The 22,172-nt window shown below is 67.2% G+C and carries 21 protein-coding genes and 4 tRNA genes; 20 read left to right on the top strand and 5 right to left on the bottom strand.

The genetic code is table 11. From position 1 onward, the window contains the following. The 3 genes from KJ554_11640 to KJ554_11630 form a co-directional block, all read left to right on the top strand. Positions 1-231: tyrosine--tRNA ligase (locus tag KJ554_11640; GenBank protein MBU0742987.1), on the top strand; the 231-nt coding region annotated here is incomplete at its 5' end. 9 nt (positions 232-240) lie between these two features. Beyond that, on the top strand, positions 241-690 hold the full coding sequence (locus tag KJ554_11635) for a hypothetical protein (GenBank protein ID MBU0742986.1): 450 nt from the start codon (positions 241-243) through the stop codon (positions 688-690). 106 nt (positions 691-796) lie between these two features. Beyond that, a complete protein-coding gene (locus KJ554_11630) occupies positions 797-1,282 on the top strand; it encodes a hypothetical protein (protein ID MBU0742985.1) in 486 nt (161 codons plus the stop codon). 76 nt (positions 1,283-1,358) lie between these two features. Here the strand turns inward: KJ554_11630 and KJ554_11625 are convergent, their stop codons facing one another. Then, a complete protein-coding gene (locus tag KJ554_11625; protein ID MBU0742984.1) occupies positions 1,359-3,071 on the bottom strand; it encodes an Ig-like domain-containing protein in 1,713 nt (570 codons plus the stop codon). A 163-nt stretch (positions 3,072-3,234) separates the two neighbouring features. On the opposite strand from KJ554_11625, the gene KJ554_11620 reads away from it, so the two are divergent. From KJ554_11620 to KJ554_11600, 5 genes are all read left to right on the top strand, one after another. Continuing rightward, positions 3,235-4,167 (top strand): SGNH/GDSL hydrolase family protein, encoded by a 933-nt coding sequence (locus tag KJ554_11620; GenBank protein ID MBU0742983.1) that lies wholly within the window; start codon positions 3,235-3,237, stop codon positions 4,165-4,167. A 33-nt stretch (positions 4,168-4,200) separates the two neighbouring features. Continuing rightward, positions 4,201-5,583 (top strand): O-antigen ligase family protein, encoded by a 1,383-nt coding sequence (locus KJ554_11615; protein ID MBU0742982.1) that lies wholly within the window; start codon positions 4,201-4,203, stop codon positions 5,581-5,583. A 178-nt stretch (positions 5,584-5,761) separates the two neighbouring features. Then, entirely contained in the window at positions 5,762-6,820 is a 1,059-nt protein-coding gene (locus KJ554_11610) for a hypothetical protein (protein ID MBU0742981.1), read from the top strand. A 16-nt stretch (positions 6,821-6,836) separates the two neighbouring features. Continuing rightward, a complete protein-coding gene (locus tag KJ554_11605) occupies positions 6,837-7,862 on the top strand; it encodes a hypothetical protein (GenBank protein MBU0742980.1) in 1,026 nt (341 codons plus the stop codon). Next, a complete protein-coding gene (locus KJ554_11600) occupies positions 7,859-8,974 on the top strand; it encodes a glycosyltransferase family 4 protein (protein MBU0742979.1) in 1,116 nt (371 codons plus the stop codon). The genes KJ554_11605 and KJ554_11600 overlap by 4 nt, the downstream gene beginning before the upstream one ends. Here KJ554_11600 and KJ554_11595 read toward each other — a convergent pair. The 4 genes from KJ554_11595 to KJ554_11580 all read right to left on the bottom strand — a co-directional run bounded on the left by KJ554_11595 (position 8,953) and on the right by KJ554_11580 (position 13,675). Continuing rightward, complete coding sequence (locus KJ554_11595; GenBank protein ID MBU0742978.1) at positions 8,953-10,734, bottom strand: methyltransferase domain-containing protein; 1,782 nt, start codon at positions 10,732-10,734, stop codon at positions 8,953-8,955. The genes KJ554_11600 and KJ554_11595 overlap by 22 nt on opposite strands. Continuing rightward, on the bottom strand, positions 10,721-11,284 hold the full coding sequence (locus tag KJ554_11590; GenBank protein MBU0742977.1) for an acyltransferase: 564 nt from the start codon (positions 11,282-11,284) through the stop codon (positions 10,721-10,723). The genes KJ554_11595 and KJ554_11590 overlap by 14 nt, the downstream gene beginning before the upstream one ends. Before the next feature lie 34 nt (positions 11,285-11,318). Then, the gene (locus KJ554_11585; GenBank protein MBU0742976.1) at positions 11,319-12,695 is read right to left on the bottom strand and encodes a T9SS type A sorting domain-containing protein; all 1,377 of its coding nucleotides are present in this window, start codon (positions 12,693-12,695) and stop codon (positions 11,319-11,321) included. A 95-nt stretch (positions 12,696-12,790) separates the two neighbouring features. Beyond that, a complete protein-coding gene (locus KJ554_11580; protein MBU0742975.1) occupies positions 12,791-13,675 on the bottom strand; it encodes a glycosyltransferase in 885 nt (294 codons plus the stop codon). Positions 13,676-13,848: 173 nt separating this feature from the next. Here KJ554_11580 and KJ554_11575 point away from each other — a divergent pair, with 173 nt between their 5' ends. From KJ554_11575 to tuf, 12 genes are all read left to right on the top strand, one after another. Further along, a complete protein-coding gene (locus KJ554_11575) occupies positions 13,849-14,946 on the top strand; it encodes a glycosyltransferase (GenBank protein MBU0742974.1) in 1,098 nt (365 codons plus the stop codon). A 15-nt stretch (positions 14,947-14,961) separates the two neighbouring features. After that, the gene (locus tag KJ554_11570; protein MBU0742973.1) at positions 14,962-16,104 is read left to right on the top strand and encodes a glycosyltransferase family 2 protein; all 1,143 of its coding nucleotides are present in this window, start codon (positions 14,962-14,964) and stop codon (positions 16,102-16,104) included. Continuing rightward, positions 16,101-17,474, top strand: coding sequence for a phenylacetate--CoA ligase family protein (locus KJ554_11565; GenBank protein MBU0742972.1), 1,374 nt, complete (start codon positions 16,101-16,103; stop codon positions 17,472-17,474). The genes KJ554_11570 and KJ554_11565 overlap by 4 nt, the downstream gene beginning before the upstream one ends. After that, on the top strand, positions 17,471-18,391 hold the full coding sequence (locus KJ554_11560) for a hypothetical protein (GenBank protein MBU0742971.1): 921 nt from the start codon (positions 17,471-17,473) through the stop codon (positions 18,389-18,391). Before KJ554_11565 ends, KJ554_11560 begins: the two co-directional genes overlap by 4 nt. Next, positions 18,388-18,891, top strand: coding sequence for a 2-C-methyl-D-erythritol 2,4-cyclodiphosphate synthase (gene ispF / locus KJ554_11555; protein ID MBU0742970.1), 504 nt, complete (start codon positions 18,388-18,390; stop codon positions 18,889-18,891). Before KJ554_11560 ends, ispF begins: the two co-directional genes overlap by 4 nt. Beyond that, positions 18,888-19,937, top strand: coding sequence for a D-alanine--D-alanine ligase (locus KJ554_11550; GenBank protein MBU0742969.1), 1,050 nt, complete (start codon positions 18,888-18,890; stop codon positions 19,935-19,937). Before ispF ends, KJ554_11550 begins: the two co-directional genes overlap by 4 nt. Continuing rightward, positions 19,934-21,382, top strand: a complete 1,449-nt coding sequence (gene cysS, locus KJ554_11545; protein MBU0742968.1) for a cysteine--tRNA ligase — start codon at positions 19,934-19,936, stop codon at positions 21,380-21,382. The genes KJ554_11550 and cysS overlap by 4 nt, the downstream gene beginning before the upstream one ends. 137 nt (positions 21,383-21,519) lie before the next feature. Beyond that, a tRNA-Thr gene (locus tag KJ554_11540) sits at positions 21,520-21,595 on the top strand. 21 nt (positions 21,596-21,616) lie between these two features. Beyond that, positions 21,617-21,702: transfer RNA gene (locus KJ554_11535), tRNA-Tyr, on the top strand. Between the two features lie 28 nt (positions 21,703-21,730). Beyond that, positions 21,731-21,807, top strand: a tRNA-Gly gene (locus KJ554_11530). Positions 21,808-21,859: 52 nt separating this feature from the next. Next, positions 21,860-21,935 (top strand) — tRNA-Thr (locus KJ554_11525). A gap of 103 nt (positions 21,936-22,038) precedes the next feature. Then, positions 22,039-22,172, top strand: a 134-nt coding sequence (gene tuf, locus KJ554_11520) for an elongation factor Tu (protein MBU0742967.1), incomplete at its 3' end; no start/stop codon positions are given.

Raw genomic sequence — 22,172 nt, 5'->3', positions numbered from 1 at the left:
CCCGCGGCCGACCTCGACGGCGACGGCCTGCCGCTGATCGATGCCCTGGCCGACGCCGGGCTGGCCGGGAGCAAGGGCGAGGCGCGGCGGCTCATCCGCCAGGGCGGCATCAAGGTAAACGGCGAGAGGATCGACGACGAGATGCGCATGCTCGTCCCGGGCGACGTCCGGGTCGGCAGGATCGTCCTGCAGGCGGGCAAGAAGCGTCATCACCATATTCTCGTGGCATAGGCGGCCGGCATGAAGGAACTGCTCCGACGTCTCAACCCGACCGTGCCGCAGCGTGTCCTGCCCGTGCTGGCGGGGGTCGTCTGGGGACTGGTAGCGGCGATGCTCTTCGTCAGGGCCGGCGGCTGGCTCCTGGCGTCGCCCTTGCCGACGGCCGTCCTCGCGGGTGCCGCCGGCGCGGCCATGGGCGCGTATCTGATCCCCCGCACCTTCATGCCCCTGGTGCGCAAGAACCTGGCGCGGCTGACCGCGCGCCCCGCGCGCGCGTGCCTGTTCTCGATGTTCGCCTGGCGCAGCTGGTTCATGGCGCTGGTGATGTCCATCGGCGGCGTCGCGCTGCGGTACAGCCCGACTCCCCGGCCGCTGCTGGCCGCCATGTATGTCGGCATGGGTCTCTGTCTGGGCTCCGGAGCGGTTCTGTACTTCCGGCCGCCCCGCAGGGCCGGTCGCGCGGGAGTCTGAACGGGGCCGGCAGGATGTAATACGCGGCCGACTTCTCAAACAACTATTGCGCAGCTGGATGTCGACGAAGTATTTTGATCCATAGACCTGCGTTCGGGGGGTGAAGATGAGTTCCGTCGAGACACTTATCGCCGCATTCGCCGACGAGGACCGCAGATTGCGCGACCTGGCGCGCATCTTCCCGGTCCGGTTTCGCGAAGTGCCGCCCGAGCACGGCCAGATCAGCCTGAAGCAGACGCTCGGCCACCTGGCGTTCTGGGATCGTTTCACGGTGGAGTTCTTCGACGCCCGTTGCCACCGCCGCGCGGTCGACGCGATGACCCTCGGCGAGTTCGAGCACCGCAACCGCGCCGAACTCGAACGCATCTACGACATGCCCTACGAGCAGGCGCACGAGATCTACAAGACCGCCACGAACGTCCTCCTGACCTTCCTGCGCGAGCACTGGGACGACCTGGACGCCGAGGCGCGCGCGAATTTCAATATCCCGCTGAAACACCGCCGCCACCATCGACGTCTGCTCGCCAAGGCGCTGGAGGTGTTCGCTCCCGGACTGGCGGCGGGGGAGGAGGCGCGGGAGAAGGCCGGCTGAGCGAATCCGTATCGCTACGCAACGAGGGCGCCCCGCGGGGGGGCGCCCTCTCCCGTTCGGCGGTGTCGCCGTCCCGTCAGTCGGGGAAGTTCACCTCCAGGCCGGCCCAGACCAGGTCCAGGGTCGTCATGTAGGTCTCGCTACCCTCGGTCTCCATGCTGTCCTTGCGCACCGGTCCGATGCCGGGGCAATACCAGTATGTCTCGGTCCCTTCCTGGTAGACGTCGACGCCGTCGCCCACCTCGAACTCCAATACGGCCTTGCGGCAGCCCAGCCAGAAGATCGTCGGGGAATCCCCCTGCTTGCCCATCGACAATCCCTCGAGATCGAACACGCCGGGCAGGATCTCGATCGTGTAACTCACCTGGGTGGGGCCTTCCTGCGGCACCGGCTGGAAGGTCGAGGTGCCGCTCCAGGTCTGCGCGGTCACCGGCAGCTTGAGCCAGTCGATGGGCGGGTTGAAGGTGATGTCGTTCACTTCCTTGCCGGGCTCCTCGTTCACCTCGTGGAAGCCCAGGAACTGGATGGCCGAGCTGGTGGCCTTCATGCGGTCGTAGTCGGTGAAGGGGATCTGCGCCATCTTCCGGTACGGGCCGGCCTCCTCGATCGTCCAGCGCCAGAACTCGCCGCCGGTCTTCAACTCGTACTTGGTGGCCGCCCGGATCCAGCCGGTTTCCTTGATGGGGTCGTTGGTCCAGCTGCCGGCGTAGTACATGACATAGGTGTCCACCAGCGGGAAGTAGTTGGGCGTGCCCGCCACCGTCACCGACCACTCGGTGGGTGTGTCGTTGACGTTGCCGTGCATGTCGGCGAACGATTCGAAGGTGACGGCGAGGATCGCGCCGGGCGTCAACGGCGGCGCCAGGGCGACGGTGAAGACGGTGTGGTTCTCGGACCAGACGCCCGCGTTGTCGGGATTGTTCATGCTCAGCATGAGCTGGCCGCTGACCACCGACGGCTGCAGCGAATCGTCGTCGACGGGTTCGTCGAAGGTGAGACGGAGGTAGCTGGTGTCGGTGGGGATGATCGAGCCGTCCGTGGGCTCGATGGACACCAGCTGCGGCGGCGTGGTGTCGGCGGCGTCGCCGGTGGTGAAGGCGAAGCTGGTCTCCGCCGCCAGCGGATCGCCGTACTCGCCCTGGGCGTCGGTGGTGATGGTAACCGTGATCAGGGTGGACGCGGGCAGGTTCGCGGCGAAGGTCAGGGTCCAGTCCTCGTGTCCGCCGTCGAGGGTGTAGGCGTGGGTCGCCTTGTCGGGACTGGTCACCGTGATGGCGCCCGGCAGGGTCGCTCCGTTCATCGCCCTCGAGAACCCGAGCCAGACCTGCGTGTTGATGGGCACTCCCGTGGCGCCGTTCTCCGGCAGGGTGTTCTGCAGGATGACGTCGTTGGTCCAGGTCCAGAAACTCCAGGCGAAGGCTTGCGCCAGGGCGTTGCCCGCCACGTCGGCTAGGCCGGTTCCCACGGTCACCGTGACTTCCGTGCCCTCGGGCCAATCGCCGTGCGCGACCTCCAGCGTCTTGTCGTCCAGCCAGTCGAGGTCGGTGATCGTCCCGTGGGACAGCGTGACGTTGCCGTCGGCGGTGGCGGGGTCCATGTCCTCGTTGAAGACGATGGTCACGTCCTCGCCCACGGCGACATCGGTCTCGTCCTGGTTGGGATCGACCTGGACGACCACGGGCGCGTCGGTGTCCTCGTCCGGTGTCGTCGTATCGTCGCTGCTGCAGGAGGCCAGCATCGCCAGCAGGGGCAGCAGGGCGAACAGGGTGAGAATACGCCAGTGCTTCATGATTCTTCCCTCCGTGGTGGGGGTTTTGCATTGAGGCGGCAGGGACATCTTCCGGGTCATGATCCCGAATTGTCAACCCATGGTAGCCTCGAAACCGCGAGGAACGTATACTGTTCGAGGTCAGTCAGCATATTCCAGGCCCGCTGGAGGTTCAGAAATGCATATGAGTAATTGGTTTAAGACCTCGGGTACCGCAGCGGTGCTGGCGTTGCTGCTTCCCCTGGCCGCCTGCGGCACGGCCGACGACAACGGAGGAGACGTGGCCATGCAAGAGACGGCACGGACATCGAGCGCGGGGCCCGAAACCCCCAGGCGCCTGCTCTTCATACACCATTCCTGCGGCGGCCAGCTGATGGCCGATCCGGGCGAGCGCGCCGGCGGGGCCCCCGGTTCCGGCCGGCGCTGCATCTACGACAGCCATCCCAACGGGGGCGGGTTGCGCGCCCTGCTGACGGCCGGCGGCTACGACGTGAGCGAGCTGTCCTACGAGTCTGTCCTCGGCGCGGACACGGACATCCGCCACTGGCGGCGCAAGTTCGCCGAGCACATGGACGCCATCCTGGCCACCGACCACCAGGATCGCAGGTACGGGGACGGCACGATCAACGGCATCGTCGCCTTCAAGTCCTGCTACCCGAACAACGATTTCACGGGCCCCGGCGTCGAGCCCGGCGATCCCGACGCCGAGGAGCTCACCGTGGCCAACGCCAAGGCCGCCTACCGGGCTCTGTTGCCCCATTTCCGGGCGCGTCCCGACGTGCTCTTCGTGGCCTTCACCGCGCCGCCGCGCGCCGAGCCCAGGCGGGATCTCAAGGACCGCCTGAAGGGCGCCTTCGGTTCCGGGCCGACCCCGGCCGATCACGCCCGCGAGTTCAATACCTGGCTGACCGATCGCGAGAACGGTTGGCTCTCCGCCTACGCCTTGCCCAACGTGGTGGTTTTCGATTACTACGACATCCTGACCGGCGGCAGGGGAAACTGGTCGGCCTATCCGACCGGCGGCGGCCAGGACAGCCATCCCAGCCGGCAGGGCAACGCCAAGGCCGCGGCGGCCTTCGTACCCTTCATCAACGCCGCGGTAGCAGGGATGAACTAGTCGAACCATCCAGACGAGGACGCTGGCATCGGCATGATGCAGCACAGCAAATCCGGCCGCTTGCGCCTCCCGCGCTACTGGGAGGCGCCGCTGTTCGTCACTGCGATCTTCCTGACCTTCGTCGTGGCCAGGTACATGCAGCTGGGTGCGCGCCGGGAGATCTTCAAGACCTTGCGCATCGAGTTCGTGCTGGGCCTGGTCCTGGCCGTGGCCTGTGTCTTCATCATCTCCGCCTATCCCGTGCGGATCGCGAAGCTCAGGCCCGCCAAGAACGTGCTGGTCGGCATCACACTGCTCTTCGTGGCGATGATCATCCAGATCCCCTTCGCGGCCGACAAGGTGATGGCCAACAACATATTCGTCGACCGCGTCATCAAATTCGCCATGCTCACCTTCTTCATGGTGGCGTTGATCCGGTCGCCGCGGGCCATGCGCTATTTCCTGGCCGCTTTCCTGTTCGCCTGCTTCTACGTGACGCAGGAATCGGCGCGGGGCGCGATCTCCGGCAGTCTCGTCTGGCAGAACCAGGGCGTGATGCGCCTGCACGGGGCCGTACCGATCTACGCCCATCCCAACAGCCTGGGCGGCGTAGCCATCGGGTTGGTGCCCTTCGTGGTCTTCCTCTTCCCTGTCATCAGGGACTGGAAGTTCAAGCTCCTGCTCCTGCCGCCGCTGATGACGGCCGGCGTCTGCATGCTCTATTCGGGATCGCGCACGACCTACGTGGGGTTCTTCGGCTTCCTCGTCTACTGGTGGCTGCGATCGACGAACAAGCTGCGGTGGCTTCTGATCGGGACGGCCCTGGCGGCGGCGGCCTTGCCCGTCATCCCCGATCAGTACGTCGAGCGCTTCAAGAGCATCGGCGGTCAGGAGGCGGAGGGCCATTCCAAGCAGATGCGGATCGAGATCCTCAATGATGCCTGGAAGATCCTGATGGACAACCCTCTCGGCGTGGGGGTGGCGTCGTTTCCGGCGGTGCGCAACCGCGTGTTCGGCCGCACCCAGGACACGCACAATCTCTACCTGGAAGTGGCTACCAATCTCGGCCTGCAGGGGCTCGCCATCTTCGTCTTCCTGGTCTACGCTATGCTGGCCGCCCTGCATCACGCGGAGAAGCGCTTCGTGAGGCTTGCCAGGCTCCTCCACGGCGCCGCCCGCGGCCGGGCGCAACCGCCGCCGGCGCTTCGCCTGCGTATCGCCGCGATGGAGGACGATCTGCGCTTCATGCGGGCCGTCGTCATGGCCGCGGCCGGATTTCTGTATATTAGGCTTGTGCTCGGCCTCTTCGGCATGGACCTTTACGAGGTCTACTGGTGGTTCGTCGCCGGCATCGCGTTTTCGTCCCTGTGGATCTCGTACGAGATGAAACGCTTGGTCGCGGCTCTGGTGGCCCAGGTCAGCGATGCGAGAATCTAGGGATGGACTGGCCACAGCGGCATTCAATATGCTACTGGGAACAGTGCGGTCGGGCATGCTGCCGGGGGCCGCGATTCGTAACGTCAAGGGAGACAGGGAGATGACCCTGCTTTCACATCGCTGTCGCACGACCAGAGCGGTTGCATTCTCGGCTCTGCTGCTTGCAGCAGCGGTTACCGTGAATGCGCAACCGGTCATTTTGAACGTGGGCGGCGAGTTCATCGACGGCGACACGATCCAGATCAGCGGTAACGACTTCGGTTCCGCCGCCCAGGTGATCAGCTGGGACGATTTCGAGGAGGGCGGAGACGGAGCGACCCTGGGCGTGCCGGTCATCGGACCCACCTGGACCTTCCAGCATCCCAGCTCCAACACGCCGTTTCCCCAGTACAGCCGGATGCAGGCCTACTCCGGCGGCCAGAGCGCCAAGGTCGCCTGGAAGGAGCCCGGCTGGAGCGGCTACTCGATCAACGCCTTCGGATGGGGGTCGCAGGGGCCCTTCAACACCCTGTACCTCTCGTACATGCGGTATCACGATCCCAGCCAGAACGATCCGCCGCCCGAGATGAACCACAAGCAGCTCTACACCTTCGGGCCGGCCAATTCCGGCAACGGCTACGAGCAGCAGCAGTTCATGCCGTTCATGATCCCGGACGGGGCGACCGCCTTCGCCACCATGCTCCAGGCCACGCCGGCGGACATCTGGTACTGGGGCGGCGATCCCCGCTACTACAACTCCAACTACAGCTGGGGCCGCTGGGAATTCTGGCTCGATTACGAGAACACGGCCGCGCAGAACGACGGCCGCTTCAGTATCTGGTACAACCTGCAGCAGAAGCTCGATTCCTCGGGGCTCAACCTGTGCGACGTGGAGGGCGGCCAGTACGTGGAGGACCTGCGCATCGGCCATATGTTCCAGGGCTTCAGTGCGCTGAGCCATGTGCGGTCCTTCTTCGACGACGTCTACGTCGCCACCACGCAGGCCCGTGTCGAGCTCGGCAACGCAGCCACCTACGCGGCCTGCACGCGTCGCGAGATACAGGTCGCCGCGAACTGGTCCTCGACGTTCATCGAGCTGCCCCTGCGCACCGTGAGCTTCACGTCCGGAGAGCAGGTCTTCCTGTACGTCATCGACGAGAACGGCGACACCTCGCCCGGGTACCCCATCGAGCTCGGCGATTTCGGGGATCCCGACCCGGGGCCGCCCGGAGAGCCCGGACAGCCTACCCACATTTAAGGACGGGTTCGCCGGTATGCCATGGCCAGAAGGCACCATCTGGATCACCTGGCACGAGCACCGCAGAACACGCAGCCTGGTCGACGCCCTGGGGGGGATGCCCACCTTCGTCTTCGACGACCACCGTCCCCTGCAGAGAAACCTGATCGGTCCCCTGTGGACGCTGAAGGTCCTGTGGCGCGAGAGGCCGCGGCTCGTGTTCATGCATTTCTCCTATCTGCTGATGCTCGTCTGCCTGATCTACAGGTTCCTGCCGGCACGCCCCCGTCCGAAGATCGTCTGCGATTGCCACAACAAGGCCCTCAAGAAGGAGTTCTCCGGCCCGCTGTCCAGGCCCTTCGGGGCGTTCAAGCGCTTCCTGCTCGCCGGGGCGGACCTGCTCGTGGTGACCAACGAGAGGCTCGTGCCCTACGCCGAGCGCCACAGCGCCGGGGTGTCGGTGCTGCGCGACCCGCTCACGGACTGGCGCGGCGAGGATGCGAAGTGCCGCGCCGAGCCGGCCCGGGACGGCGAACGCCCCTACGCGTTCTTCGTCTGCAGCTTCGACAGCGACGAGCCCGTCGCCCTGATCTTCGAGGCTGCGCGGGAAATCGTTGCGATCCTGGACCTGGACGTCGTCATCAGCGGCAATACGGAGCGGGCGGCAGTGCCGGCCGCGGTGCGGGAGGATCCCCGCATCCGACTGCCCGGCTACATGCCGTTCGCGGAGTACCGGAGGGTGCTCAGCCGGGCCGAGGCCGTGGTCGTGCTCACCGACGACGACGACTGCCTGGTCTGCGGAGCCTACGAGGCCGTCGGCGCCGCGCGCGGCACGGTTCTCTCCGACACACGCACCCTTCGCGCTTGCTTCGCAGACTGCGCCGAATACACCGGGCATCGGGCCGAGGACCTGCGCGAAGCCGTGGCCCGCGCGCGGGCCGCGACGCGGGACGAGGCAGGGTTGGCGCGGGGCAGGGCCGGGTTCGAAGCGGCTTTCGCCCGGGAGCTGTCCGCCTTCGTGGCCCGCGTCCGGGGCCTGACGGCGGCGGGAGCCGGGCGATGAGCGGCACTCCCGCACCGAAAGTGGTCATGCTGGCGCCCGGCGAACTGTTCGGCGGCGTGGAGACGCAGCTGCTCGGACTGAGCGAGAGTCTCCGCGACCGCAACGGGTCGGCGCCCATCCTCGCCCTATTCCATGACCACGAGCTGGCGGCGCGCGCCCGCCAGGCGGGACTGCGCGTCGTTTTGATCCGTGCCCGCCACCGCTACGATCCGGCGGCGGCGCGGGATCTGCGCGATCTGGTCGACGGCGCGGGCGTCGATGTCCTGCACGTGCACGGCTACCGGGCCGCCGTCACCGCGGCGGTGGCCGGGAAGCGGCTGGGCGTGCCCGTCGTGAAGACCGAGCACGGCCTGCCCGAACCGGGCGGCGGACCGGTGGCGCGGCTCAAGAAGGCGCTGAATCGACGGCTGGACGGGTGGGCCACGCGCAAGGTGGGCGCCGCCGTCTGCTACGTCACGGCGGACATCATGGCGCGCTGCGCGGACATGCATCGGGGCCTGGAGCGCCGTGTCGTCCACAACGGCATCGCGCCGCTGGACCCGGCCTCGACGGCACGGCCGCCGGAACTCTCGACCGATGCCTGCGAGGTGGGGCTGGTCGGAAGGGTCTCGGAGGTCAAGGGCATCGGTTTCGCCTTGCGCGCGCTGGCCGCGAGCGGCGTTCCCGGGCGCGTACGCCTGCACGTGATCGGCTCGGGCCCGCTGGAGCGGAGGCTGTCCCGCGAGGCGTTGGACCTCGGCCTGGCGGGGCGCGTGGCCTTCCACGGCTTCCAGCGCAACGTCTACGACTGGCTGGCCCACCTCGACATCCTGCTGATGCCCTCATTGCACGAGGGCCTGCCCTACACGCTGCTGGAGGCCATGTCCCTCGGCACGGCGGTGGTTGCCTCGCGCGTCGGCGGCCTGGCGGAGGTGCTGCGCGACGGGGAGACCGGTCTGCTGGTCGAGGTGGGCGACGTGGCGGGCATCGCCGCGGCGATCACCCGACTGGCCGAGGACCCGCGGCTGCGCACCGGGCTCGGCCGGCGGGCGGCGGCGGAGCAGCGCGCCCGCTACACCCTTCAGACGATGACGGACGCATACCTGGGGATCTACGCCGAGGCGACCCGCTGACCCCACACGCGGGCCAGGGCGCGGCAGGGTTCCACCAGCAGGCCCCGGACGCGGGCGGGCTGGTATCTGAACACCGGATGCACGAGTTCGTAGTGGGCGTGGTCCACCCAGGAGGCCATGGCGCCGGCGATGAGGTCGTCGGGGCCGCAGTCCAGGCGGGACAGGATCTCGCTCACGCCCAGCGCCCCGGGCAGGTCGTCGAGGCCCCCGTCGACCAGCATCTTCAGACCGTCGGCCCGGCGCAGTCCCTCGCGTTGCCACAGCCAGGAGAAGAGCAGGTCGGCGTAGGCGGCCAGGGGCAGCCGGCTGGCCTCGCTCTCGTCCCAGTCGATCAGGCCCGAGATGCGCCCCCCGTCCAGGAAGATGTTGCTCAGCGTCATGTCGCCCTTGCGCAGCTTCCAGGGACGGCCGCGCCCCGCGGCGTCCAGCTTCTCGCCGACGGCGGCCATCACGTCGATCAGCTCGGGCGCGTGGAGCGCCAGCAATCCAGAGAGGTGGACCAGCTTGCGGGACAGGGCCCCGGAGGCGTCGGGCAGGCCCAGGTCGTCCGCGTCCAGCTGCAGCAGGCGTACGAGCACCTCCTGAAGGTCCGTGTCCTGCACGTGGGGCAGCCGCTTGCGATGGCCGGCCCAGGACTTGCCCCGGCAGACCGATTCCACGTACAGCGGCATGCCCTCGAAGTCGAGACGGGTGAGGTTTCCGGGCAGGAGATCCGTCAGGATGTCGTCGGCCGCCAGATGGGCCGACAGCCCCGACAGCACGCGCCGGGCGTTCTCGATGCCGGCTCTCGTCTCGGGGCGCAGGGGGATCTTCACGATCCAGGCGGGCCGCTTGTCCCGCGACAGCACGGACACCAGCTTGCCCTTGCGCTGCACCGCGGGTGGCGAAACGGTCCACGCGCGGTCCTGGATGCCCAGGTGGCGCCGCACGGATTGCAGGGCGTCCCGGAGCCAGGGCGGTTCGGCCGGGCCCGTCCCGGCGACGACGGCGTACTGGGGGGCCAGGCGGCGGTAGAAGCAGGCGGGAAGATGGCGGCCGCGCCCCGGGTGCTGCTCCTGGAAGGCGCGGATAGCCGAGACGTCGGCCAGGTCCACGAAGAAGCGCTCCTGTTCGTACTCGCTCTCGTGGGCGTGCACCGAATGCACGTTGAAGCCCGCCCTGCGCAGGGTCCGCTCGACGTTGTGCAGGGTATAGAGCGGGGGCTCGCCCTTCCGCAGGAGACTGCTGCGGCGCCAGCGGTTGGGCAGGCCCAGGAGCAGCTCCCCGTCGGGCTTCAGGACGCGCGCCGCCTCGCGCAGGAGCGGTCCGAGCGCGAAGGCCCCGTCCGGCGCGGAACAGGGCACGCGCCGGCCGGGGGCCGCCGTCCAGCAGACCGCGTCGAAGACGGCGTCCGCGCAGGGCAGGCGTCCGTCGCAGTCGCCCGTGATCATCTCCACGTTGCGGAAACCCTCTTCGGCGATCCGGCGCTCTAGCACGCGCAGGCTCGTGGCCGACGCCTCGAGCACGGTGACCTTCTCCCAGACCCGCGCCAGGGCCATGGCGCCGGCGTTCCACCCGCCGGACAGGTGGAGGATGTGGCCGCGGCGGCGTCCGCCCAACAGCCATTGCCAGGCGGCCCGCGACTCGTCTACGAGTTCGGCGACGCGGCTGCGCTGGTCTGGCCCTGCGGGGATGGCGGCGACGAGGTGGTCCAGCACGACCGACAGGGGGGCGTTCTCCGTCTCGTCGAGCAGGCTGTCGAGATTCTCAATCCCCCTCATCGGCGCGCTTCTTCCGGTTGCCGATCACGCGGGCGGGGTTGCCCATCAGGATGCTGTAAGGGGGGTATTTCTTAGCGCCGACCACCGAGCCGGCCGAGACTATGCAACCGTCGCCGAGACTGGTGCCGGGCATGATGAAGGCGTTCGATCCGATCCATACGTCGCTGCCGATCACGATTTCCCTGTACTCCGCGCCCTGGTCCCGGATGAGCCTGTCCGGATCGGCGAAGACATGGTTGGTGCTCCACACCTTCACGCCCGGTCCGAGCAGCGTGTAGTCGCCGATGGTCACGCCGCCCGCGGCCTGGATGAAGTTGTCGACGCCCACGGTGACGTACTCGCCCAGGGAGATCATGTGCACGTTGCGGAAACGAGCGCCCTCGTGGATGCGCACCTTCTCGCCGCAGGTCTTGAAGTGCCTGCGCAGGACGTCGGCGCGCAGCCTGAATCCATAAGGTCCCGGGCAGTTGCGGACCCAGCTGTAGCGCAGGTACATGCGCCCCGTCGGGTCCTTCATGGACCAGTACCATTCCTTGAGGGTCTGGAGCATGGTTCGCATCCTTGCGTTGCGCCGGGTCGTTCCGTCAGCGGACGAGGACCATGCGGCGGCTCGCCGCGTCGCTCCCGCTGTGCAGGCGGTACAGGTACACGCCCGACGGCAGGGCCCTGCCCCGATCATCGGTTCCGTCCCACCGCAGCGCGTAATTGCCCGCTTGCTGCATCGTCGGTGTCAGGATGCTGCGGATCAGCCGTCCCGACAAGTCGAAAATGCCCAGGCTGGTCAGGCCCGGCCGCTCCAGGTCGTAGGCGATCGCGGTGCTGGGGTTGAACGGATTGGGATGGTTGGGATGGAGCTGCAGCGCCGCGGTCGGCTGGGGGACGTCCGACACGACGCTGATCCAGGAGGGGTCGGCGACGCGGATCAGCATGCCGGCGAAGAGGGGACCGATCACGCTGTTGGCGTATTCGTTGGGGTGGCTGTCGGTCTCGCCGTAGGGACGACGGTACTGCGAGCGCAGCATGTTGCGCTGCGGATCGCTGGGGTCGTCGGGATAGGCCAGATAGTCGAAGAGGTCGAAGAACGAGATATTGGAATGCCCGTTCATGAACTCGGGGCTCTGCAGCCAGTCGTAGAACACGCGGGCGCGGTCCGCCTCGTTGTTGGTGATGTCCTCGGGACGGCGCGGCGGACCCGAGACCAGGATGAAGCGCTTTTCCGGGTGCTGGTCCAGCACGTTGCGGATCTGCAGGTACCAGTACTTGTAGGCGGCCAGCTGTCCGTCGTGGATGATGTCGCCTGTCTGGTGGTCGTTCTTCATGACGATCACGTCGTGGCGGTTGAGCAGCGAATCGCGGAAGGCGCTGGCCACACCCGTGAAGATCGAGTAGTAGCCGCCCGGCTGGATGTCGTTGGCCTCCTCGCCGTAGGACCAGTCGCTGTACACGGTGCTGTCCGGCAGGATGATGCCGGTGTACGAGTTGCCGCTGTGGTAGTCGTGATCCCAGAGCTCGATGGCCGTGCCGTACCGGTCGTTGTGCAGATTCAGCAGGCTGCGCACGCCGCTGTCGGTGATCAGGTTCCGTCCGGTGGAATGGTGCAGGAACATGTAGTTGTTGCCGGGGAGAGGTCGCTGGCGGACGAACACGAAGTTCTGTTCGTCGTAAGGCTCGGCCACGCCGTCCTCCCAGACGGTCAAGGTGAGGTCGTAACGTCCGGCGTCGCCGTAGATGTGCCGGTACGGCGTCTGGTCGGGCGTGATGGTGACGGTGCTGCCGTCGTGGAAGTCGACCTGCACCGAATCCGTGCCGGCGCTGAACGACCAGTGGCAGTCGACCCGATCCTCGTTGTAGATGAAGTCGGCGGGATCGTGCCAGAGTGACTGCACGGTCCCGGCCGAGGTCGCGGTGCATGTAGCCAGAAGCGCGAGCAGACAGGTGATGGGAATCCTCGGACGAGCCATCGTTGCTAGCCTCGTTGCATGTGCCGAAAGGTTCGTAGGTGCGTGAATGGGAAATTATAGCATTTTAGGGGGAAAATGTCACCTTTCCCGGGGCGTCATACCTGGCGCCGCAGCAACAATTTGGCGAGGGAGGTCCAGAGACGGCGGTCCCAGGGTCGCTGAGCGAAGGCGCGGGCCAGGTCGGCCGCGCCCGCGGTCCGCTCGCCCCGGCGCGTCTTCCAGAGGCCCCGCGACACGTAGGTATGAGCCCAGGCCCTCCGTTTCTGGACGCCGGTGACGCAGCCGGGGTGGTCCGCGAGGAAGCGGTGCATCAGCTTGAAGGCATTGTCGAGGCGCTCGCCGGTGCGATGGGACATCTGACCTTCCCAGATGCGGTAATCGACCAGGATGTCGGGCAGAAAGAGGAAGTCGTGATCCACGGAGATGCGCAGCCAGAGGTCGAAGTCGATGCCCATGGACAGCGATTCGTCGAAGCCGCCCTCCTCCTCGATGATGCTGCGCCTGACCAGGGCGGTGGGGAAGTGGACGAAGTTGTCCACCAGCAACTCGGCCGTGATGCGGCCGCTGTACGTGGGGGGGCGATAGGTCTCGATGGGTCGTCCCGCTCCGTCGATGAACTGGAAGTTGCCGTAGACCACGCCGACGTCCTCGTCCTCGAAATGCGGCAACTGCAGGGCGAGCTTCGCGGGCCGCCACAGGTCGTCGGCGTCGCAGAAGCCGACGAACTCGCCGGTGGCCTCGCGCAGGCCCCGGTTCTTGGCCACGGTCTGGCCCGCGTTGTCCTGGCGCACGATCTTCACGCGCGCGTCTGCCGAGTAGCGGGACAGCACCGCAGGCGTATCGTCGGTGGAGCCGTCGTCGACGACGATGACCTCCACGGCAGGGTGGGTCTGCGCCAGGATGGAGTCGATCGTGCCGGCCACGTAGCGGCCCATGTTGTACGTGGCGGTGATGACGGAGACCAGGGACGCGTCGTTCATGGCTTCGCGGAATCCTCGTGGTTGCAATACGGAGGCGCACGACGCTTTCAGAGTTAACCTGTCCGGCACGTTTTGTCGAGAGCGGGAAACATCTTCCGCTCCCCCCCGCCATGTGCCACACTGACCCGCGGTTCGGAACGCCACCGGCGCCCGGACCCCGACAGGAGAGGAGAATGGCCCCGCACAAGATCCTGTACTGCATAGAGAGCATCGGCCGCGGTGGCACGGAGAAACAGCTGGTCGGTCTGATCAATCGTCTCGACAGGGAGCTCTTCCAGCCGCAGCTATGCACCTTGCGCCCTTCGAGCGATTATCTGAACGAGGTCGCCTGCCCATGCCTGGAACTGAACGTGTCGCGTCTGTTGTCGCCCGGGGGTTTGGCGTCCGTGCGCCGTCTCGCCCGACATGTTTCCACCGAGGGCGTGGCCGTCGTCCACTCGTTCTTCCAGGACCCTACCCTGGTGGCCCTGCCGGCCGCCCGCCTGGGCCGGGTTCCGGTGAGGCTGATCTCCTTCCGGGATCTGGGCTTCTGGCGGACGCCGCTGCAGGTGTTCCTGATGCGCCGGGCGTATCCGCTGGCGACGGGCTTCATGGCCAACTCGCAGGCCGTCAAGCATCACGTGAGTCGAAAAGACCACCTGGATCCATCTCGGATTAAGGTCGTCTACAATGGTGTCGATACGAATGAATACCGGTTCGTGGAGCATCTCGAATCGGAGGTGTCGATCGGCATCGTGGGCAATCTCAACAGGCGCGTCAAGAGGACCGATCTGTTCCTGCGCGCGGCTGCCCGCGTGCACGCCCGACACCCCGAGGTCGTCTTCCACGTGATCGGGGACGGCGAGCTGCGGCCGGAGTACGAGACCCTGGCGGCGGGGCTGGGCATCTCCCGTTGCACGGTGTTCGCCGGCCGGATCGAGGACGTGCCCGGCTACCTGGGCAAGCTGGCCGTCGGCGTGATATGCTCGGACTCGGAGGGCTTCAGCAACGCCGTGCTGGAGTACATGTTGCGAGGATGCGCCGTGATCGCCACTTCGGTCGGCGGGAACCTGGAGGTGATCCACGACGGCGAGACGGGATTGCTGATCCCGCCGGGAAACGTGGTGGCTCTCGCCAGCGCCATGACGCGCCTGGTGGAGGAGAAGAAGACCCGGCTGATGTTGACCCTCAGGGCCCGCGCCGTCGCCGAGGAGAGTTTCGACTGGAGCGGCTGCGTGGCCGAGCACCAGGATCATTACGCGCAGGAGTTGCGCAGGGCCGGAGTCGTCTGAAGACAGGATCCGTCGATGTCGATCGTATTCGCATTCTGTGTGTTCATGCTGGTGTACGTGTATGCCGGCTATCCGGTCCTGTGCGCCCTGATCGCAGCTCTGCGCAGCCGCGACGTGCGCTGCGCCGAGGGCACGCCGTCGGTGACGATCATCATCGCCGCCTTCAACGAGGCCGCCTGTATCGAGCACACGCTGCGCAACAAGCTGTCGTTGGATTATCCTTCCGACAGGGTCGAGATCATCGTCGTCTCCGACGCTTCGGACGACGGCACGGAAGGGATCGTGCAGAGGGTGGCCGACGGGACGGGCCGCGCGATACGCCTCTTGCGGCAGGAACCGCGCGCGGGCAAGACGGCCGCCCTGAACCTGGCCGCGGCCAACGCCGCGGGCGAACTGCTGGTCTTTTCCGACGCGAACTCCCTGTACGGTCCGTCGGCCCTGCGCCGCCTCGTCGAACCGTTCGCCGACCCGGACGTCGGGTATGTGACCGGTCGCATGGTCTACAAGGCGCCCGACGGTTCCCTGACCGGAGAGGGCTGTTCCGCGTACATGCGCTACGAGAACGTCCTGCGCGGACTCGAGACCCGGCTCGGTTCGGTGGTCGGCGTGGACGGCGGCATCGACGCCGTGCGGGCCTCGCTGTACGTACCGATGCGGAACGATCAGCAGCCCGACTTCGTCCTGCCCTTGAGCATCGTGCAACGCGAGCGGCGGGTCGTCTACCAGCCCCATGCGCTGCTCTACGAGGAGAGTCTGTCTGTCGCGTCGGACGAGTTCCGCATGCGAACGCGCGTGGCCCTGCGCGCCTGGCACGCCTTGAAGGACAAGGCGGTGCTGCTCAACCCCTTCCGCCACGGGTTCTACGCCTGGCAGCTCTTCTCCCACAAGTGGCTGCGGTACCTGGCGCCGGTCTTCCAGCTCTGCGCCCTGGTCGCCAACGCCGCCCTGGTGGGTACGGCGCCGATCTGGAACGCGTTCTTCGCCCTGCAAGTCGCCTTCTACGCGCTGGCCTCGGTCGGCCTGCTGCTCAAGGGGCGCCGGCTGCCTCCTCCGCTGTCTTTCCCCTTCTATCTGTGTCTGCTCAATGGCGCGGCCGGCAACGCGCTGATCCGTTTCCTGCGCGGCGAGCGGCAGATCACCTGGACGCCGCGGACATGAGCACGCCGCCTCGCCTCCCGGACTGGATCGTCGGCCGGATCGTGGAGCCCGCCTGGGACCTCTACGAACGGAGCGTGCGCCTGCGCACCTTCCACCGCCTGGCCCTGGACCAGTACGACGCCCCCGCCGCCCTGGCGCGGCGGCGCGGCATCCGTCTCAACCGGGTGGTCCGGCATGCAGTCGCAACCTCTCCCTTCTACCGGCGTCGTTTCGCCGCCGCCGGCATCGATCCCGCCGTGGTGCGGGTCGTAGACGACCTGGCGCGCCTACCCTTGCTGACCAAGACCGAGGTCCGAGACAATCTGGACGAGATCCTCTCGGAGGCGTTCGACCGTGACGACCTGGTGCCGGCCAGGACCGGCGGTTCGACCGGCACGGCCCTGCTGGTCTTCTGCGACGTGCGCGGCGTACAGCGCCGCAACGGCGCGGCCCTGCTGGCCGACACCTGGAGCGGGTGGCGCCCGGGACAGCCGGTCGCGGCGGTCTGGGGCAACCCCCCGACACCGGCCAGCTGGCGCAACCGCCTGCGTGCCGCCCTGAAGGACCGTATCCTCTATCTGGACACGATGCGGCTGGACGAGGCCGCGGTGCGCGGGTTCGCGGCCGCGTGGCGGCGCTTGCGCCCGGGCCTGCTGTTCGGTCACGCCCATTCCATCTTCCTGCTGGCGGAGATGACCGAGGCGATGGGCATCGAGCTCCGCCCCGCGGGCATCGTCGCCACGAGCATGATGCTGCTCCAACCCGAGCGGGAAGTGATCGAGCGCGTGTTCGAGCGGCCCGTCACCAATCGTTACGGCTGCGAGGAGGTGAGCCTGATCGCCTGCGAATGCGAGCGGCATGCGGGCCTCCATGTCAACGCCGAGCACGCGGCCGTCGAGGTGCTCCGCGACGACGGCTCGCCCTGCGCCCCCGGCGAGGACGGACGCCTGGTGATCACCGAGTTCGTCAACTTCGGCATGCCCATGCTGCGCTACGAGGTCGGAGACCGCGGCGTGCTGCACGACGCGCCTTGCGCGTGCGGGCGCCCGTATCCCCTGCTGCGTGCGGTCACCGGTCGGGTTGCCGATTTCCTCGTCGCGGCAGACGGCAGCCGCGTGGCCGGTATCTCCCTGATCGAGAACACGCTGACCCGCTACCCCGGCATCGGGCAGCTCCAGGTCGTCCAGGAGGATGTCTCGCGGCTGGTGGTGAATCTCGTGCGCGCCGAGGGATGGCGCGAGGAGACCGTGGACGCGCTCACCGCCTCCTTCCGCAGCGCCCTCGGCGAGGGATTGGCGGTGGAGTTGCGCTACCTCGAGCGCATTCCGAGCGAGCCCAACGGCAAGTACCGGTTCTCCATCTGCCGCGTCGGCGGCGGGGGGGCCTCATGACCGCGGCGATCGAGCGCGTCGGGGCGCGGTGGTGGCTGCTGGGCGCCCTGCTGCTGCTGGTTCCGTTCGTGGTGCCCGTGCCCGGGCAGCTGGAGCGGATGCACGTCGTGCGCTCGTTCGGCGTGATCGCCCACTTCGGGCTCCCCTTCGCCCTCGTCCTGCTGCTGTATCGCTACGGCCCGCTGAAGGGGAGCCTGGGCGCCGCTGCGGTCCTGGCTTTCCTGCTGGCCGCGGGCTGCGAGATCCCCCAGCTCTTCGTCGGCCGTCATCCCCGGCTGCAGGATGCGGGCGTGGACCTGGGGGGCGTCGTGTCGGCCGCAGGGCTGCTGCTTCATCTCGAACGCGGCCGCCGGTGGGCGCTCCTGATCTTCCTGGCCGGCCTCGCCGTCCTGGCCTATCAGGTGCGCGAGATACCCGCCTTCATCCGCGGCGAGCGTCTGGCGCGCGCGCGCTTTCCCCTGCTGGCCGACTTCGAGGACGACAGAGAGCTGTTCCTGTGGAACGAGAACGAGGGCAGCGGGGCGACGTACAGCTTCGAGGATCATCTCGGCGGGGGGCGCCTGCTGAGCTTCACCGGGAAACCAGGGGACAGCTGGCCCGGCGTGATCCTCAGGAGCATGCCCCGCGACTGGAGCGGCTACCGCAAGCTGGCCTTCGACGCTCGCGTCGACGGCGGCGGGCAGGCCGTCCTCTCGGTCCGGCTGGACGACTTCGACAGCCGCCGGGATGCGGTTTCCTGCGGCGACAGCTTCCGGATCACCGGCGACTGGCGCCGCTACGAGATGGACCTCGCCGCCGCGGCGGGCGATATCGAGGAACGGACATTCCGGTTGGACGATATCGGCAGTCTGCTATTATTCCTGGGCCGCGTGGAGCGTACGACCGTCGTTCAGCTGGACAACATCTCCCTGGAGTGAGCCTCGTGAGAATCGGTTTGGGGTGGGACCGACATCTCCTGTCGGAAGGCAGGGACTGCCGCCTGGGCGGTGTGCACTTCTCCGACTGCCCGGTCGGACCCATCGGCCATTCGGACGGCGACGCCGTGGCGCACGCCGTGATCGACGCCCTGCTGGGGGCCGCGGCCCTGGGCGATATCGGCCGTCATTTTCCCGACACCGATCCCGCCTGGGCGGGCGCCGCCGGTCTGGATCTGCTGGCGCGGACCGCGAGCCTCGTGGCGGCCGAGGGCTGGCGGGTCGGCAATGTCGACACGACCGTCATCACCGAGCAGCCCCGCATCGCCCCCCGCGCGGAAGAGATGCGCATCGCCCTGGCCGGGGCTCTCGGCGTGCCGGCGGGCGCTGTCTCGGTGAAGGCCACGCGTGGAGAGGGTGTCGGGCCCGAGGGGCGAGGCGAATGCGTGACCGCCCTGGCCGTGGCCTTGCTGATGCCGTCAGCGACAGGAGGTGATGCGTGAAGAGAGGGAATGAGGCCCGGGTTCCGGACAGGCTGAGCATCGCCGTGCTCATGGGCGGTGATTCCCGGGAGAGGGAGATATCCCTGGAGACGGGCAGGGCGGCGGTCGAGGCCCTGTCCGCGGCGGGTCACGACGTGGAGGCCAGGGTGATCGACTCCGTGCCCGAGGTCATGGGCATGGCCGACCTGACCGCATTCGACGTGGTCTTTCCGGCCCTGCACGGCGGCGACGGCGAGGACGGGCACCTGCAGGCGCTGCTGGATCTGATGGGCGTGACCTACGCCCTGTCCGGGCCGCGGACCAGCGCCGTCGCCATGGACAAGTCGGCCACCAAGCGCCTGCTGCGCGGCGCCGGCATCCCCACGCCCGACTGGCTGCTGGTGAGCTGGGAGGGGGCCGGCGCACGGCCGGTATCCGCGAGCGGGCCAGGTCTGCCCGACGATGAGATGCTGGACCTGGACAGGCTCTGCGCCCGGGCAGCGTCCGAACTCGGTATTCCCCTCGTGGTCAAGCCCAACGCCGACGGTTCGAGCGTGGGCGTGCGCATCGTCGGGGACGCCGACGGGTTCTCAGCCGCCTTCGGCGAGGCGTCCCGTCACGGCAGCAGCGTCCTGCTGGAATCCTACGTCCCGGGCCGCGAACTGACCGCCGCCATCCTCATGGGCCGTCGCCTGCCCCTGGTGGAGATCGTGCCCCGCGAAGGGTTCTACGATTACGAGCACAAGTACACCGACGGCGCCAGCGAGTACCTCTGCCCGGCGCCCGTGAATTCGCCCCTCTACGAGATGATCAGCGGCGATGCCCGCCGGACCTACGATCTGCTCGGTTGCCGTGGCGTCGCGAGGGTTGACTTCCGGTTGGACGGAGCTACCTATTACTGTCTCGAGGTGAACACCATACCGGGTATGACGGGCAACAGCCTGGTGCCGAAGGCGGCGGCGGCGGTCGGCATCGACTTCGGTGACCTGTTGACCGATCTCTGCCTGGACGCCGTCCGCAGGACCCGCGAGCGCGCCCGGCGCGACCCGGTCAGGAGTGATTCATGACCCTGCATGTCTACGACCACGTCGCCCGCACGCGGCGGAAGTTCGAGCCGATCCATCCCGGCCGGGTCGGCATGTACGTGTGCGGCATGACGGTCCAGGACAAGCCGCACGTGGGCCACATGTTCGCCTTCGTGGCCTGCGACATGGTGCGCCGCTACCTGGAGCACCTGGGCTACGAGGTCCGGCACATCCAGAACTTCACGGACATCGACGACAAGATCATCGCCAAGGCCACCGAGGAGGGCGTCGACTACCGCGTCGTGGCCGACCGCAACATCGCGCTCTACCACGAGTACGCCGAGGCGCTCAATATCCAGCCGGCCCACGAATACCCGCTGGTGACCGGCCACATACCGGAGATCGTCGCCTTCATCGAAGGACTCGTCGCCAAGGGCCACGCCTATGCGGCGGCCGGCGACGTCTACTTCCGCGTCCGTTCCTACGACGACTACGGCTTCCTCTCGGGCCGCCACGTGGACGACATGCGCAGCGGTGTGCGCGTGGAAGTGGGTGACAACAAGGAGGATCCCCTCGATTTCGCACTCTGGAAGAACGCCGCCCTGGGCGAACCCGGCTGGGATTCGCCCTGGGGCAGGGGCCGACCGGGCTGGCACATCGAATGCTCGGTCATGTCCACGAAGTTCCTAGGCAACCATTTCGATTTCCACGGCGGCGGACGGGACCTGCTCTTTCCGCATCACGAGAACGAATGCGCCCAGAGCTGCTGCGGGACCGGCGAGCAATTCGTCAACTACTGGTTGCACAACGGGTTGCTCTTTCTCGGCGACAAGAAGATGTCCAAGTCCGATGGCAACTTCTTCGCCATGGGCGACGTCCTGGCGAAGTTCCGGCCAGAGGTGATCCGCTTCTTCCTGCTGAATGCCCACTTCCGCAGCCAGATCGACTACAGCGAGGAGCGCCTGCGCGAGGCCGAGGCCGCCCTGGACCGGCTGGTGCGCGGCGCGGTGCGTCTACGGGAAAAACTGGCGTCAGGCGTCGATCCCGTGCCGGCCGGGCTGGTCTCAGAGCCGGGCGAGATCCTCGCCAAGGCCGTACGCAACCATCGGCGTCGCTTCTTCGCGGCCATGGACGACGATTTCAACTCGGCCGGGGCCATCGGCGTGTTGTTCGGTCTGGTGCGCGATCTCAATCAGTATTATAGCGCCTCTGGAGAGCAACTCGTTGATGTACAATGTCTTGAGGACGCTTTCGGCCTCTTCGCCGCAGCCGCGGGCATCCTCGGCCTGCACCGGGACGGCCTGGCTGGCCTGGTTGCCGCCGGCGTCACCGCCATACCGGACGAGATCCTGGCGATGGCGGCGCAGCGCGACGCTGCGCGCGCCCGCAAGGACTGGGCTGCGGCAGACGCCCTGCGGGACGAGATCCAGACGCGGGGCTTCACGGTCGAGGACGGCGCCTCGGGCACGCAGGTGCGTCCCGCCTGAACGCCTTTTTACCTTGACACTTCGGAGCTTCCCCCTATATATTGCGTGGCCCGCCCAAAATGGTGGGTACGAGAAAAGCGGCGGCCGATTGGCCGCCTCTCTTCCTTGTCGTGTGTCCACGATTTCGTCAGGAACGGGCTGGCGTAGCTCAATTGGTAGAGCTCCTCACTTGTAATGAGGTGGTTGGGGGTTCAAGTCCTCTCGCCAGCTCCAGCGACAAGTGGTGCAGGGTGTGGCGGGGTTCCCGAGCGGTCAAAGGGAACAGACTGTAAATCTGTCGGCGGATGCCTTCGATGGTTCGAATCCATCCCCCGCCACCAAAAGATACAGTGTGGCTTCGGGATCGGGGCGGGAATAGCTCAGTTGGCTAGAGCATCAGCCTTCCAAGCTGAGGGTCGCGGGTTCGAGTCCCGTTTCCCGCTCCAGTAGATGGAACTACGGCCGGGGAGTCCCGGTGACCGATAAATCAGGAATCGGGCCCACGTAGCTCAGCCGGTAGAGCACTTGCATGGTAAGCAAGCGGTCAGCAGTTCGAATCTGCTCGTGGGCTCCAGGCCTGATTTTCTTATGTTCCCGTCGCTCGGGAGCAGTCGCGGCGGACCCCCGCACGATCGGGTTCGCAACAGCATTCATACTGGTGCAGGAGGATGCCAGCCATGGCTCGCGCTAAGTTTGAGAGGACCAAGGAGCACGTCAACGTAGGCACGATCGGCCACGTGGATCACGGCAAGACGACCTTGACGGCGGCGATAACGGAAGTGCAGGCCAAGAAGGGTTTGGCCGACTACGT

The organism is bacterium (genome assembly GCA_018814885.1).
Lineage (GTDB): Bacteria > Krumholzibacteriota > Krumholzibacteriia > LZORAL124-64-63 > LZORAL124-64-63 > JAHIYU01.
This window is presented reverse-complemented; position numbering and strand designations above follow the sequence as displayed.